Source organism: Mariniplasma anaerobium (assembly GCF_016865445.1).
In the GTDB taxonomy this organism is placed as follows: domain Bacteria; phylum Bacillota_I; class Bacilli_A; order Acholeplasmatales; family Acholeplasmataceae; genus Mariniplasma; species Mariniplasma anaerobium.
Window position 1 is genome coordinate 1,483,479 of the sequence record NZ_AP024412.1, and the last position, 15,963, is coordinate 1,499,441.

15 protein-coding genes, 4 tRNA genes and 1 pseudogene are annotated in these 15,963 nt (G+C 29.1%); all 20 read right to left on the reverse strand.

Features of this window, described 5'->3' with window-relative positions:
- Positions 1-3: 3 nt before the first annotated feature.
- A complete protein-coding gene (locus MPAN_RS07055) occupies positions 4-1,641 on the reverse strand; it encodes a putative bifunctional diguanylate cyclase/phosphodiesterase (protein ID WP_176239887.1) in 1,638 nt (545 codons plus the stop codon).
- A gap of 107 nt (positions 1,642-1,748) precedes the next feature.
- Positions 1,749-3,167 carry a pyruvate kinase gene (gene pyk / locus MPAN_RS07060; protein ID WP_176239886.1) on the reverse strand — a complete coding sequence of 473 codons (1,419 nt, stop codon included), beginning with the start codon at positions 3,165-3,167 and terminating at the stop codon, positions 1,749-1,751.
- Between the two features lie 41 nt (positions 3,168-3,208).
- On the reverse strand, positions 3,209-5,221 hold the full coding sequence (locus tag MPAN_RS07065) for a GTP cyclohydrolase IIa (protein ID WP_176239885.1): 2,013 nt from the start codon (positions 5,219-5,221) through the stop codon (positions 3,209-3,211).
- Positions 5,222-5,310: 89 nt separating this feature from the next.
- Positions 5,311-6,186 (reverse strand): DegV family protein, encoded by an 876-nt coding sequence (locus tag MPAN_RS07070; RefSeq protein WP_176239884.1) that lies wholly within the window; start codon positions 6,184-6,186, stop codon positions 5,311-5,313.
- Between the two features lie 107 nt (positions 6,187-6,293).
- Positions 6,294-7,493: an AI-2E family transporter gene (locus MPAN_RS07075; RefSeq protein WP_176239883.1), complete on the reverse strand. Its 1,200-nt coding sequence runs from the start codon at positions 7,491-7,493 to the stop codon at positions 6,294-6,296.
- Positions 7,494-7,613: 120 nt separating this feature from the next.
- Positions 7,614-8,051: a hypothetical protein gene (locus tag MPAN_RS07080; RefSeq protein ID WP_176239882.1), complete on the reverse strand. Its 438-nt coding sequence runs from the start codon at positions 8,049-8,051 to the stop codon at positions 7,614-7,616.
- Positions 8,052-8,453: 402 nt separating this feature from the next.
- On the reverse strand, positions 8,454-9,416 hold the full coding sequence (locus MPAN_RS07085) for a heparan-alpha-glucosaminide N-acetyltransferase domain-containing protein (protein ID WP_176239881.1): 963 nt from the start codon (positions 9,414-9,416) through the stop codon (positions 8,454-8,456).
- Positions 9,403-10,170 (reverse strand): MerR family transcriptional regulator, encoded by a 768-nt coding sequence (locus tag MPAN_RS07090; RefSeq protein WP_176239880.1) that lies wholly within the window; start codon positions 10,168-10,170, stop codon positions 9,403-9,405. Before MPAN_RS07090 ends, MPAN_RS07085 begins: the two co-directional genes overlap by 14 nt.
- A 33-nt stretch (positions 10,171-10,203) precedes the next feature.
- The gene (locus tag MPAN_RS07095) at positions 10,204-11,007 is read right to left on the reverse strand and encodes a GNAT family N-acetyltransferase (protein ID WP_176239879.1); all 804 of its coding nucleotides are present in this window, start codon (positions 11,005-11,007) and stop codon (positions 10,204-10,206) included.
- A 489-nt stretch (positions 11,008-11,496) separates the two neighbouring features.
- Complete coding sequence (locus MPAN_RS07100; RefSeq protein WP_176239878.1) at positions 11,497-11,673, reverse strand: hypothetical protein; 177 nt, start codon at positions 11,671-11,673, stop codon at positions 11,497-11,499.
- 30 nt (positions 11,674-11,703) lie between these two features.
- Positions 11,704-12,546 (reverse strand): hypothetical protein, encoded by an 843-nt coding sequence (locus MPAN_RS07105; RefSeq protein WP_176239877.1) that lies wholly within the window; start codon positions 12,544-12,546, stop codon positions 11,704-11,706.
- A 36-nt stretch (positions 12,547-12,582) separates the two neighbouring features.
- Positions 12,583-12,915 carry a hypothetical protein gene (locus MPAN_RS07110; protein ID WP_176239876.1) on the reverse strand — a complete coding sequence of 111 codons (333 nt, stop codon included), beginning with the start codon at positions 12,913-12,915 and terminating at the stop codon, positions 12,583-12,585.
- Positions 12,912-13,229 carry a hypothetical protein gene (locus MPAN_RS07115; protein WP_176239875.1) on the reverse strand — a complete coding sequence of 106 codons (318 nt, stop codon included), beginning with the start codon at positions 13,227-13,229 and terminating at the stop codon, positions 12,912-12,914. Before MPAN_RS07115 ends, MPAN_RS07110 begins: the two co-directional genes overlap by 4 nt.
- 473 nt (positions 13,230-13,702) lie before the next feature.
- A tRNA-Gly gene (locus tag MPAN_RS07120) sits at positions 13,703-13,776 on the reverse strand.
- A gap of 15 nt (positions 13,777-13,791) precedes the next feature.
- Positions 13,792-13,868 (reverse strand) — tRNA-Pro (locus MPAN_RS07125).
- Between the two features lie 5 nt (positions 13,869-13,873).
- Positions 13,874-13,950: transfer RNA gene (locus MPAN_RS07130), tRNA-Arg, on the reverse strand.
- A 58-nt stretch (positions 13,951-14,008) separates the two neighbouring features.
- Positions 14,009-14,084, reverse strand: a tRNA-Glu gene (locus MPAN_RS07135).
- 118 nt (positions 14,085-14,202) lie between these two features.
- Positions 14,203-14,748 (reverse strand): annotated as a pseudogene (locus MPAN_RS07140) (DJ-1/PfpI family protein).
- Positions 14,726-15,340, reverse strand: coding sequence for a 5'-methylthioadenosine/S-adenosylhomocysteine nucleosidase (mtnN, locus tag MPAN_RS07145; protein WP_176239873.1), 615 nt, complete (start codon positions 15,338-15,340; stop codon positions 14,726-14,728). The pseudogene MPAN_RS07140 and the gene mtnN overlap by 23 nt, the downstream one beginning before the upstream one ends.
- Entirely contained in the window at positions 15,337-15,963 is a 627-nt protein-coding gene (gene udk / locus MPAN_RS07150; protein ID WP_176239872.1) for a uridine kinase, read from the reverse strand. Before udk ends, mtnN begins: the two co-directional genes overlap by 4 nt.

Here is a 15,963-nt window from a genome sequence, read left to right on the forward strand (position 1 = left end):
TTTTCAATTTTTGTATGATTTCATAAAGTCTATTAATTGTTCTTTCGGCATTGGCTTGCAGTAATAATATCCTTGAGCAAGATCACCAAGATAAGCTTTGACAATCTTTTGTTGCTCAACAATTTCAATACCTTCTGCTACCACTTTCATATTTAAGTGATGAGCTAAATCAATCATATATTTTAAAACATGAAACTCCTTGGTTTCTTTATTAATATTATTGATAAAACTTCTATCAATTTTTATAATATCTATTGGCAATCTTTGAAGATACGTCAAAGATGAATACCCCGTTCCAAAATCATCTAGAGCTATGGTGAATCCCATTTTTCTAAGTTGTAATAATACATGTATACTTCTGTCAATATCAGTAATCACTGCAGTTTCAGTGATTTCTAATATGATTTGCTTGCAATCGATTTGATATTGTTTGATCCATTTATTTAAATACTTTAAAAATGAATCATGAATAAGCATTACTGCAGAGATATTAACAGATATTTTAAAATCCTCTTCTTTTTTAGGCCATTTAGAAATGTCTTTTGCTACTTGATAAAATACCCATTCTGTAATCTCTTTAATATATCCATTTTTTTCAGATAAAGAGATAAACTCCAATGGTGGAATATATCCTTTACTCTTATTATGCCATCTAATTAGAGCTTCTGCTCCAATGATTGAATGATCTTTTAAATCAATAACAGGTTGATAATGAAGAGAAAATTCATGATTAGGAATAGCGTTTCTAAGTAGATTTAGTAATTCAGTTTGTTGTGTAATCATTGTAACCATTTCATCATCAAAGATAACAAGTTGATCTTTACCTTTATTTTTTGCCATTGATAATGCACTATCCGCATGTCTTAGTAGAGTAATATAATCATTACCATGATCTGGTGCTAATGCAACACCACCACTAAATGTTACATAATACTCATCTTTATCCAAAATATATGTTTGTTTTATATTTTTAAAGAATTCTTCAATTTCTGATAAGAATTCAGATAAATCTTTAATATCAAATACTGCCACAACAAATTCATCCGCTCCTGTATGACATAGGATATCATTGTCTTTAATATGTTTTTTCATCACATTTGCAACCGATTTAATTAGCTCATCACCAATTTGATGACCTTTGACTTCATTGATATTTCTAAATTCATCAATATCCATGTATACCAACGCCATCATTTTTTTAGAGTTGTTTTGTAAATAAGTATTTACTTTTTCTTCAAGTAAAATCTTATTTGGCAATTCTGTAAGTTCATCATAGTAAGCCAACTGAAATAATTTAGCATCAAGTTTAATAGAGTTTTCATTCATTATTTCTAAATTTTCATTTGCTTTTTTTAATTTTATAATCGATACAACATAAAGATTCAACTTTTTAAATATAATGATATAAAATATACTCGAAGATAAAAGCACAAAAAAGATCCCTTTGACAGTCTGTATTTGACTAATCAAATCTGCATCATGAACAAATAAATTCACAAGAAGATCGGAACCGAAGATCCATAAAAAACTTAGCAGTGCATAGTACACAATAATTTTAATAGACTCATTTATCGGACTAAGTTTTTTTTCATCAGTTATATTCAATTGGTTTATTTCATTTTTTATTTTATTTTGATTCATATGCTTTTCCTTTATACTATTTATTTATATTATACATTTTTTTATATATTTAATCCTTTTTTTGTTTCTTTAAAGAAATAGCCGCAAATTGCGGCTATTGATTTTAGTTAAGGAATATCAATGATTCTCATTGTGTTCGTTGATCCATGTTTTTGAGCCCAACCTGAAGTCATAATTAATGTTGTACCTGATTTAAAACCATAATCCATTGCAACTTCAATTGCGACTTTATCAAAAAGTAAATAATCTGAAACATCTTCTCTATATGCTGCAAATACTCCCCAATAATAAGATAGTCTTTGGCATGTTTCAATGCTATTAGTTATTGCAATAATTGGCACTGATGGTCTGAACTTACAAATACGTTTAGCAGTCCCGCCTGATTCAGTAAATGCTATAACAACTTCTGCTTTTGGTAAAGCTTGTGCTGTTTGGCTTACTGCAATACCTATTGCATCATTGACAGTTGGTTGACTTGTTTTAATGCTATGTTCTAGTCTTTCTTTATATGGAATACTACTTTCAATAGCTTTAGCAATTGTATCCATTGTTAAAACTGCTTCAATTGGATATTCTCCAGCTGCAGATTCACCAGAAAGCATAATAGCATCTGACCCATCTAATATTGCATTAGCAACATCTGATGCTTCTGCTCTAGTTGGTCTTGGTGAAAACATCATAGATTCAAGCATATGAGTTGCAGTTATGACTGGTTTTCCCATTTCATTTGCTTTTTTGATAATACGTTTTTGATATAAAGGCACAAGTTGAGTTGAAACTTCAACTCCTAAATCACCTCTAGCTACCATCACTCCATCACTAACTTCTAAAATGCCTTCAAGATTATCAACACCTTCTTGATTTTCAATTTTAGAAATGATTTCTATATCGCCTTTACCTATATCATTTAAAATCTTTCTAACTTCTAATACATCTTCTTTTCTTCTAACAAAAGATAAAGCAAACATATCTACATTTTGATTTGCTGAAAAAACAATATCATCAAAATCTTTTTTAGACACAAATGGCATAGATAATTTAACATTTGGAACATTAACACCTTTTTTAGTCTTAATAATACCAGAGTTCATAACTTCGCATTTCATAACACCATCTTTATTATCTAAAACAGTTAATTTTATTTTTCCATCATCAATTAAAATAAAATTACCAGCAACCATATCATCATATAACTCATCACAGTCTATATGAAATCTTTTACTATTGCCTAAAATATCTTTACGGTGTACTTCAATAATATCGCCAGTTTTAAAACTAGCTTGTCCATTTTCAAATTTACCAGTTCTTATTTCTGGTCCTTTTGTATCCGCCATAACACCTATAAAACGTTCTTTTTCTTTTGCAACTTTTCTAATCATTTTTATTCTTGCTAAATGTTCATCATGGTCTGCATGAGAAAAGTTCAATCTACCAACATTCATGCCAGCATCTATCATTTTTCCAATCATTTCTTCTGAATCGATTGCAGGTCCAACAGTACATATAATTTTTGTTTTTCTTTGCATTTCTCTACCTCCAGTATTTACTATGTCTATTATACATGATTTTATTTGTTTTTGCTAAAAATTGTTAAGAAGATATCTACTAATTTAGGATCAAACTGAGTACCTTTATTATCTATTAACTCTTGGATAGCAACATCATGATCTAATTTCTTTCTATAAGGACGATCTGATATCATTGCATCAAATGCATCTGCTATTGCAATAATACGTGCTCTAATTGGTATATTTTCACCTTTTAATCCTCTTGGATATCCTGTACCATCATATCTTTCATGGTGAGAAAGGATATCTTCTGCGATGTCAATATAGTCTGGTGAAGAAGATAAAATACGATATCCAGTTTCAGGATGACGCTTCATGATTCTCCACTCTTCTTCAGTAAGTTTTCCAGGCTTATTCAAAATTTTATCATCTATAGAAATTTTACCGATATCATGAAGATTACTAATCAATGTTAATTGCTCTATATCTTGTTTTGTCATTCCCATCTTTTTACCCATCTTTTTACATATATCAGAAACTCTTTTTGAATGTTCTTCTGAATATTCATCCTTAGCTTTCAATGTATTTAAAATGGTTCTAATAGATTCATTTCTATGTGAACTACTTTCATATAATTTGTTTTTATATAAATTTGTTTCTGCCTTATTGATAACGTCTTCAAAATTATCTCCAATTTCTTTTGCACTTATACCATATGAAATCGAAATTGCCATGTGTTTGATATATTCTTTTTCTATTAAAGTTTTAGTCTCATTAGCAAGTTCTAGTGCATCTACTTCTTTAGTATTTGGACATAAAACAATAAATTCATCCCCACCAACTCTAGATACATACGCATTATATTTTTTACATGCTATTAATAACTTTTTCGCAACGACTTTAATGAGTCTATCACCTTCAGCATGCCCAAATGCATCATTCATAACTTTAAGTCCATTTATATCAAAAAATGCAACACTAACTGGATGATATTTCTCTTGATTAAGCATAATAAGTTGTTCTTGATGTTTTCTTCTGTTATTTAGTCCAGTCAAAGCATCGCTGTAGCTCAATTTTAAAATTTCATTTTCATATTGCTTTCTTATGGTAATATCTTGTATGAAAATAGTTGCACCAACAATATTTTTATCCAAATCAAGAATTGGGGCATATCTTTCTTCTAAATAAGAATTTTCTTGATCTTCAACTTGTAGAGTTATTTTAAAAGATTCTCCTTTTAAAACTCTATCAATAGAACCCTTCAATCTGTTTTTAATCGTTTCATTTGAAACTACATCTAAAAAACTCATCTCTAAAGATATATCTATATCATAAAAATTTTTAATTGAGTCTTTATGAAAAACATTATAAGATAAATATTTATATTCCGAGTCAACTGCAAATATTTCCATTTCATATGTTGAATCAATACTTGCTTGTAATAAAACTTTTTGTTTTTCTAAATCATCTGCTATTTTAAATTTTATTTGTTCATTGTGTACAACTACAGCTAATAACATCGTGACTATTGGGAATATAATCAAATAAATTAATGCTGTACTTTTTATTACATCAAAAGCCTGTGGCCATGGAATTGATAAAAATGATAATAAGGTTACAATATGTACAATAACCCCCATGATATAAAACTCAACATAACTAGGAACTTTAGGTAATATTTTTCGAATATATCTCCAATTTAAACCAATAGCTGCTGATGTAACTATTGTTAATATACCTGCATAAATACCAGATCCACCAATATATAATCTATAGATAATTGCAACTACAGCTGCGACACTTGTAGGTATAGCTCCAAAAAATAGTCCAGTTACACTTAAAAGTACACTTCTTGTATCAAAAACAAGACCTTCATCAAAAACAAAAGGATCAAGCATAATTAAAAACACTACCCCACCTAGAATTAAACCAATAAAAAATTGATTTCTAATTTTATATTTCTTTTTAGCACTAGCTGTTGCAGCTGCGAATATGAAACCTAATCCAAAAAGCAATATTATATTTTGTACTAAACTATTTAATGTTCCTGTTAATAGTGCTTCATAAATCATAATATCACCCTTTTCAATTTAACCTCATTATACCATTATATACTAATAAAAAAGCCAAATTTTTATTTGGCTATATATCTATTAAATTGTTATCTTTGTCTACCCATGAAAAATACTGCAATAGTCTTTGGTCCAGAATGTGCACCTACAACAGGCCCAACATATCCATATTCTATATGTTTTACACCAATTTGTTCTTGTATCAATTGTGCAATATATTCTGCATCCTTAAAATCATCACCATGTGAAATAAATATAGTTTGATTTTGAGGTTCAGTAATTGATTCTTTCATTAAATCTACAAGGATTTGAAGAGATGTCTTTCTACCTCTAGCCTTTTTTATTGGAACGAGTTTACCTTCATTACTAACGTGCAATACAGGTTTAACTTTTAGTAATGATCCTAATAAAGCTTGAGCTCCTGAAAGTCTTCCACCTCTTTTTAAAGTGCCTAAATCATCGACTGTAAACAGATGACATAAATTTAGTTTATGTTCTTCTACCCATTTTGCAACATCAAGCATTGATAATCCTTCTTTTTGCTTTTGATAAGCATACCATATAAGTAAGCCTTGTCCCATAGAAGCTGATAGTGAATCAACAACTACTATTTTTCTTTCTGGATATTTTTCGTTTAATTCCCCACTTGCAATAACAGAAGATTGATATGAACCAGAAAGCGCTGATGAAAAGGCAATATATAAAATATCTTTACCTTCTTTTAATTTTTCTTCAAAGAATTCTAAGTAAGCTCCAACATTAACTAAAGAAGTTGTTGCAACTTTTTTGTCTCTTAATTTATCATAAAAATCTTTGACGCTTATTTCTCTTTCATCTGGATAATGTCTATAAATATTGCCATCAATTTCTACTGAAAGTGGAACAACATCAACATTCATTTCCGTGACCATTTTAAGTGTTAAATCACTACAAGAGTCTGTAACTATTACATAAGAATCATTCATATAATAAACCTTCCTTTTGCTTATTTTTGGATCTAAAAAGCGTTTTATATAATTTTAAATATTTTATCATACAAATATTATTATTACAATATCAATAGCTTGTATGTTTATTCTAATTTTAGAGTTTTAGGAGTTTCAGATTTTTCTAGTGATCTGAAATATTCTAAACTAGATTTTAAAGTTGCTGCTAATGGTACTGCAAGTAATACTCCAACAAATCCAAAGATTCCTCCAAAGAATATGAGACTGGATAAAACTAATAGAGGATGCAATTGAACTTTATTTCCAAGAATAAGTGGCGATACAACACTACTTTCTATAGCTTGTTCAACAATTTGAAGAATTAAAATAATGATAATCGCTACAATATAAATAACTTGACTCTCGTTTGTTTGTGCAACTTCCAAATATTTTGTAAATAAAAATAGAATAGGTATGGTTAGTCCTATCCAAGCACCTAAATATGGAATGATATTAAATATTCCCATAAGTAGTCCAAATAAGATTGCCATTTCAACTCCAAAATCTGGAACGAAAAAGGATAATATACTAAGACTAATCATAAAATAGATAGCAATTAAACCAATCATGATGCCTTGCCCTTTTAAATAGTTTTTAACTGAAGTTTCAGTTCTTGTTCCTAAAGCTTCAAGATGTGGTTGGATTTTTTTAGGAAAAACACTTTGAATGCCAGTGAATATATATGTTTTTTCTTTAATTAAATAAAATAAGAACACTGGAGTTAATATTAAAATCATTAAGGCTTGAAAAATGGATGCTGTAAGATTTGTTATAAATGTCATCATTTGTGCAAATAAATCAAATATTTTATCAACTGACAAACCACTTGTCGTAAGTTCATTAATTAAATTTGATATCTCTTGACTATCTAAATATGATTCTAAAAATGTTTTTACAGAATCAATAATTGTTGTAATCCAATTGGCATCAAGCAATGATATCAAACTGTCAAATATAGACGTTACTTGTGTAAATAAATTAATAATAACTACTACAAATAATCCAATAATTAAAATAAGACCTATAAAGATACTTAAAATAATACTTAAGTTTCTTTTAATGTGAAGTTTATGCTCAATCAGTCTAGCTAGTGGACTGATAATGAAACTTAAGAAAAAGGCTATAGAAAAAGGAATAACGATTGCTTTAAAAGCATTTGATATGTTTGCCATAGCTTGACCTGCAAGTAATTTTAAAACATATATACCTAAAAGTGAAAGCACTGTTATAGATACAATAATTAATGCTTTAATAAGTCTTTCTTTTTTTATTTTTTGCGTTGCCATGATAAACCCTCCATTTGGATCACTTAAACTCTATACTTAAGTTTAATATATTCTACATTCTATTTTACCATATAAAAAGACTCCAATAGCGGAGTCCTTTATTTTTTAATATAAAAATGATTATTCCATAAAATACATATCTTTGATAAGTGCTTTATTTGGATAATCTTTTTTGTAACATATTTCTATTTCGTCACCTTTTCTTATAGTTCGAACATACTTCCACGCCCATAGGGAATTGGTTTTTTTATATTCTATGCCATTAACATTATATGTAAATACAATCATTTTTCTTGATCTCATATACCAAATCAATGATACAGTTGCTTTTGTAGTCTCTAAATCTACCTTGTTAAAAGATTTAAAACTCATAATAAGGAATAAAACTAATATCACTTCAACTACAATTAACGCAGCCATTAGATATACGAACCACATCATTTCAGAATCAAAAATTAAAACACCAATAATAACAAGTGCTGATACAATCATTGCAAAAAACAGTGACATTAAATTACCATTATTTTTAAAAGCTTTTTTCATACTAAATGTATGCATAATGTTCCTCTTTCTTTTACTTATTTTAAAATCTTTGTTTAGATGAGCCTTTGCTTAATTATATCAAATAAAGATATATACTTCAATATAGGTTTTATATATAAAAAAAGACTTGAGTCAACCTCATGTCTTATATTTAATATTTGGGTTGTATGACCTATTTTGCTACAATTTTACACCCCTTACAGAAATTTTTACACCCCCACCCTAAAAAATTGCACCCCTAAATTATGGCTTAGTTTAGAGGTTTTATTTTACAACTTTTTTTAACGTGAAATTCTTTGTGTAAAAATAGGTTATTCCACTATCTGCTTTGTGTTGGGTATCGAACTCCAGTTTTGAAAATATATATAAGAAGAAGTAAAAAATACAATTGCTCAAAGTATACAACTTTTGCATTTTCTATACTTTTGGTATGAATCTGGAAATTTTTGTTTTCGTCACCAATAAGTGTACTACAATTACAACAATGAGTCCGATAATCATTGTGCCGATAGGTCCAAATTGATTGGCATTTAAAAACAAAATACTATAGCCAAAAATAATCCATTGCAAGATATATATTTGAGTAATATTTTCACTCCACATTGACAAGATTTTTGGATAACCAAACTTTTTAGTAAGCCCATATATTATTAAAAAATAAACAAATACAAAAGCAGTAATCAGAAAATGCAAATCAAAAGTGTGCTGTGGATAATCAAAAATAGTATGTTGGCCAATAGTTAAAACTCCAATTAGAGTCAGGATGAATGACGCTAGTACCAATTTAATTATTTTTTTCTTATTTAATGACAAAAGTGTATTAGATAAATACATACCAAGCATTGGATAAATAATCCATGGAAAAACCGGAAAACTTACGAGTTCACTCGAACCGATAAATGGGTCTGTTAGATAATTAAAATCATTCCAAAGATATGGTGAAACAAAAGCAATTAGAATCATAATAGTTGGAAATAGAAACTTATTACTAGCAATTTTACGTAGTCCAGCAAGAATTATAAAACTTAATCCCGCTAATTGTAATATGTCTATTTCAAATAAAAGTTCAAATGCTTTACTGTCCTTTGCAATGAGCAATGGAATAGTGAATCTTACAAAGTTCAAAAGATAACCAAGTGCAAGTAATTTTAATCCTCTAAACATTAATACTTTATTAGGCCGCTTGCTTTGCATTAAAAAGATTCCTAAAACAACCATAAATACAGGGGCTGCTGGCCATGTTCCTAATGCCACAAATATTACAGAAATAATATTGTTTGAGTCTCCTGCACCCATTTCATGAACCAAAAAAGCGTGTTGCATGATCATAAAAAAAATAGCTAGACCCCTTAGTGTATCTAAATACTCAACTCTTTTCATTTTTCACCTTCATCATTATTTTTATTGTTACTGAATCGCTACTTGTTATTGAAGCTTGATGCAAATCTTGTATCAATAATGGCCCTTCAGTTTCAATAGACATCTTTTTTATTTGCTTTAAAAATTGTGCAACTTTCTTCTCTGCTTTTTGATAACTATTAACATTTTCCATTTTATAAATATACTTGCCTTGACTCAATGTATAATCAAAATTTCTTTCATCTTCTACGCAGACATAATATTTCGATTCATCATATATTTGTACTGTATTTAGCAGATTATAATTACTATATTCTTTGATTATTTGAAGCATATCTTGTGCATTAATATTGTGATGATGCTCATAGCTATTTAATATCTTAAGTTTTACTTCATTCAACTCAGCATATCTAAAACTTTCGTTGTTTTCTTTTACTTCATCTAGAACTTGTATTGTTGTTTCAATTGCTTTTTTCAAGTCTTTTAGTTTTACAATATGCTTTTCAATGTCATCTTTTTTCTCAGTTAATATGGATAAGTAATCTGCTTTCATATTAGTTTTCTTTAATATAGAAATATCTTTAACCGAAATATCTAGTTCTCTAAAAAATAAGATGTGAAGCATTTCATAGATTTCATTGATCCCATACATCCGATATCCATTTTTTTCAATGAATGCTGGATCAAAGATTCCTTTCTCTTCAAAATATCTAATTTGATGTGTTGATATTCCCATTATAGATGCTAATTGACTAATTTTGATATATCCATTCATACGAATCCTCCAATCCTATATAAATATTAAAATTTATCTTTTTGATGGTATGAAATATATAAACCATGAAAACCAAAGCAAATTTAACAATATAAAATAATTCTCACCATGGATGAATACATTTCTTATATCGTTTATATAAACAAAACCAATCAATCCAAGTAAACCTAACCACCAATATCTATTCAATGTTAATTTAGGTCTACTCTCACCGTTAAGATATTTTGACATAAAAAACCATGTTCTTTTCTTAAAAACCAGTTGCATTAAAAAACTCTTTCTTTTTTTAATCGTCTTAAATCCAATTCTTTCATAGAGTTTAACTGCTCCTTGATTCGTACCAGCTACATATAATGTAACTTTATCGATTTCATCTAAACGATTTGCTTCATCAAATACTTTTTCTAACAATTTTGTTCCAATGCCATGCCCTCTTGCTCTCTCTGATACAGCAATATGCTCTATATAATATTCACCTTTATTCGTAGAGTCTGATAGCAGTATCATAGCAAATCTTAATTTGATTACATTTCTTAGTCCGTACTTTTTTTCTAAATAGAAAAACGAAGTTTTGTTTGTGTTGTTGACTTTTGCCTTATTGGAATATGTTGCTTTAACAACGCCAACAACTTCATTTTTAATCGTAGCAACAAAATATCCATCTTGCGGTTGATTATCAAATAATAAAGCATCCATCATATAAGATTTTAAGTTGTTAGTTTCTAAGTTCGTTAGTTTTTTAAATTTACTCTCAAATGACAATATTAAGATATCGACTACTTGACTATAATCGGCAATTTTATACGGCCTGATTTCAATATTTTCTTTATTTATCATAGCATTATTTCTCCTTTTAGAATTAAATATAAGTTTTTCTATTATGATATTGTGTTGAAATATATCTTATTATAAACCTTTAGTCTGACCTAATGTCAATGAATTTAACTAAATTATAGCATATAAGAATACTATGTTGCTAACGTATCAGTAAATCGTGTATATCCATTTTAAATCGTGTATTTCAAAATGTAATCGTGTAGCGGACTTTAAAATTCTACTAAAATTGTATCAAAATAGGGTATTATCTACCTATGGAGTTACCTATTTTAGCACAATACTTAAATATAGAAATGGCTAAATAAAAGCATAAAAAAGGTTTGATACCGAATGTATCAGACCTATTCTACTCTTATGGGTTGTATGACCTATTTTGCTACAATTTTACACCCCTAGCGGAAATTTTTTAGTGCTAATTTCCTTATGTCAAAATAGATTATTCTACTACCTACTTATTGTTGGGTATCAAACTCTAATTTAGTTATATTATCAATTCTTCTTTGTACTAGTCAAAATTCCGAATACGATAACCAGTAAAGCAACGATTATTGACATGATTATTTCTAAAACTAAACTAGAGATATTTGGATAAATATTTTCAAGCAATATCCCGCCACTCAACATAACGACAAATACAATTAATGCTAGTAATATAATTTTCTTCATTTTATCCTCCTAAACAATAGATATTCTAAGTCAATCAACATTCAATATTTCTTTTTCTTGTTCTGTCAAAACCCCTTTTACAAGTACTCTGTTTAAATATATCAAAGGATAATTCATTAATATTGGTATGATCATTAATAGAGTGATTGAGTCTGGTGGCTCTATTGCTTTGATACCTATAGTTGCTAAGAACGAAAGATGTAAAAGAATCTGTCCAATAATATATATTCTTTTTAACCTAAGTCCATCCATGAGTTGGTGTTTTACTATTCGAACAAATGTTTTTTTGTTTGATACTTGAAATCTTCTATATAGATATATCGCTAGAATAGCTACTAATCCATTTATAAAAATATCGTGGAACTCCAGTTTCGGTACTTCTAAATAGTGTATACTTCCAATCAAGAACCCTAGAGTAAATATTGATAAACCTGTTTCGTTTCGATATTTATTTTTCTCTTTAGCTAGGTCAATATCACTCATTACTTGATCCATGCTATTTAAATATAAATCTTTGTATCGAATGACTTGTGTCTTCCCACTTAGTAAAAAATACTCAACGGTACTTATCGTTAAAACTATACTTCCCAATATTAATAATGCTATAGTCAAGGATACCGATTGCAATAAACCTAATGTAATATATGTTAGCGCAAATTTAAGTATAAATACTATATAGTGAAGAACTTTGATTATTGCAGAGTCTTTTCGAGTATGGTTTAATTGGGTTGTTAGAAAAACATAATAAAGCATTGGTAAAAACCAGTATGCTAGGACTGAAATATTGTTTTCATCTTTAATCACCCATGTTGATAATAACAATATAAGTACATAAAATATCAGATTTTGCATATATACTCGTTTCAGTACCACTAAAACTACCTCCTCAAAATGGATATTTACTTGTTTTTAATCAACTTGAATCACCATAGATAATATAATGAAAATGGTAAAATCAAATAAAATGAAGCTTGGTAAATTTGCTAACAAGAATACTTTTGATTTATCCATAATACTAATATTTTGTCGCTCATACTTTTTATAGAAATAGAATGAAAGTCCTACGCTAATAATTATTCCAGTTGCTAAATATGGTATTAAGTATAGAAAATCTATAAGATTCGCACTGATTGGGTAGGTACTCATTTTAATCAAGTAAGCAATGAGTGCAATTACTAAATATAAGCCGTTCACAATTAGAATTAGATACAGTATTCCTTTGTTGCTATTATTGTTTTTCATAACTTATCTCCTCTTTTCTTAATATGTTTTATAGTAACTTCATTAGCTATTATATCAGGTAATACAGTCTTCACATTAAAATGTTCTAACATCATCTTATGAGCAAATGCTATTGCATCAATCTCAATCTCCTGCTTTAGATATTCTTCTTCTGGAATATCTTTTTTTGTAGGTGAATTGTAATTACTCATTTCATCTGACCATTTTTTAATCGCGAGTGAATCAACTATTTCAGTTCCATTATATTCACCTGTTATAACTCTCCATTGAAAAACATGTCTGCTTTCATGAAAACAAGTAACCTGGATTTCCAATTGATTTGCTTGTTCTATCCAATCTTCATTAAATGCTATGATATATTTATCCTTTAGGAAGATGGAATTGATTCCTTTTTTCGTTAAATCTTTGTTATAAAAAATTGCACATCAGGAGTTTCTATACCTAGTATATGTGCAGCTAACTTTGTTCCGTTTATCGCAACTTGGTAGTTATCCATAATGTGGTCCCCTAAATATCCTCTTGAATAAAATTATAACATATTTTCTTAATTATAAAAATACAAAAAAAGTCGCGGATAGTGTAAAATGGCTTGATTACTGAAAACGTGTAAATCCATTTTAAATCGTGTATTTCAAAATGTAATCGTGTAGAAATTCTATTGAAATGTTCAAAATCTAGTAAAATCAGAGTACTTTTTCGGCTCGACAAATACTACCAAATGGAGAAACGGCCCTATATAGCGCAAAAAAAGGCCTGATACTATTGTATCAAACCTATGCTTTCAATATGGAGCGGGTGATGAGAATCGAACTCACGTCAACAGCTTGGAAGGCTGTAGTTTTACCATTAAACTACACCCGCATATTAAATTAAAAGTGGTCGGGAAGACAGGATTTGAACCTGCGACCTCCTGGTCCCAAACCAGGCGCTCTACCAAGCTAAGCTACTTCCCGAAACGTGGCGTACCCAAGAGGACTTGAACCCCCAGCCTTTTGATCCGTAGTCAAACGCTCTATCCAATTGAGCTATGGGTACTTATAAGAGTTAAAAATAACTCATATCATAAAACGTACTCCTACGTTTGTTTTATTATTGGTGACCCGTACGGGGTTCGAACCCGTGAGTGCATGCGTGAAAGGCATGTGAGTTAACCGTTTCTCCAACGGGCCAATATGTTACAGCACATATAATTATACCAATATTTCTTGAATTGTCAAGACTATCGAAGAAGTTTTTTTATATTTTTATTTTTTTCTGCACATATGGCTTTATATCAAGATTATATGTCTAAAAAAGTATACTTTTTAAAAGATTTTCGGCTTTCTCATTATCGTATAAATACTTAACTATTTCATAAGCGAAATCATAGACCGCACCAGCACCACGTCCTGTAATGATTTTATCATCGCGAAATGCTTTAAAATTAGGTAAATATTCACCTTTTGGCATATCAATTTCTGATCCACTATAGCATGTAAATTTCTTTTTATCTAAAAGTCCAGCTTGACCTAAAAATCTAGGACCAGCACAAATTGCTGCAACTAATTTATTTTTTTAATAAAAATAAGTTGCAATATATTTAATATTAATATCGTCATTTACTACTTTTGCAACATATTTACCACCAGGAATAACAACAAAATCAAATGAATCCAAATCTATTTCATCCATAAAATAATCTGCTTTAACCCTTTGATTAAAGGCGGTTATTATATCTTTTGTATTTTCAAATGTTAATGCAACCATGTCAATACCTGCTCTAGATAATAATGCTTTAGTAGCAAGTGCTTCTACATCTTCCATATCATGGCTAAATACGATGATTCCCTTCATAAGACACCTCCAAAACGTCTTTAAACACCTTAGCAAGTAAATGTGCTCCTGATGTCTGTTCAAATGCTTTATAGTGTTTAAAATGGTCTTTCATCCCTATGACATCTGAAATTAGTTTGATGCTTATCATAGGAACATTAAAATAATGTGCAACTTGATAAAAACTTGCACCTTCCATATCAAAAACTGCTGGTTGTTCAACTGGTGTTGTCATAAAATAATCGCCAGTATATAAAGATCCTTGTTTAGCATAATCAAGTTTTTTATTAATCCTCTTAAACATATTTTCATCTGATGTAAACACTTCAGGATAACCAGGAACTTGTCCTTTTTTATACCCAAATAATGTTAAATCAAAATCATGATAAACCGCATGATTAATAAGTACAACATCATTAACTTCATAGGACATATTTCCTCCAGCAAAGCCAAGATTAATAATTCTATCGACTCTATGATTAGATAAATATTCAGTCAATTTCATAGCTGCATTCACTTTACCTACACCTGTAACAAGCACATCATGAGTTTCACTTTTTATCTTCAATATTTCAGATACTTCTTCTTTCATAGCAGCTACAATTAAAATCATTTTCTTTCCCCTAAAATCTGTTTGATTTTGGCTACAATTAAATCTACAGCGATTGCATGCTTTGTATCATTTGGAATAAGAACATCTGCATATCTTTTTGTAGGTTTTATATATTTATGAAACATTGGCTTTACAGTTTTTTGATATTGCAAAACAATATTTTCTAAAGAGCGACCTCTCTCTTTCATATCTCTTAACATTCTTCTAATAAATCTGGTATCATCATCTAATTCAACAAAAATACTAATATCAGCTAATTCTCTAATTCTTGGATTTTCTAAAATCAAAATACCTTCAATAATAATAATTTTTTTAGGTAAAACGTGCTCGATTTTTTCACTTCTTGTAAATTTTTCAAAATCATAAACAGGTTTATCTATGGGTTCAAAATTTAATAAGGCTTTAATATCCTTATATAATAGTTCATTATCCAACGATCTTGGATGATCATAATTAATAAGATATCGTTTTTCCATAGGTAAATCTTTTTGATCTAGATAATAGTCATCATGATTGATGATGATCACATCTTCTAATCCTGCTTTATCTAATATTTCTTGTACAACTGTACTTTTTCCAGAAGCTGATCCACCAGCAACTAATATAACTAAAGGTTTATCCAT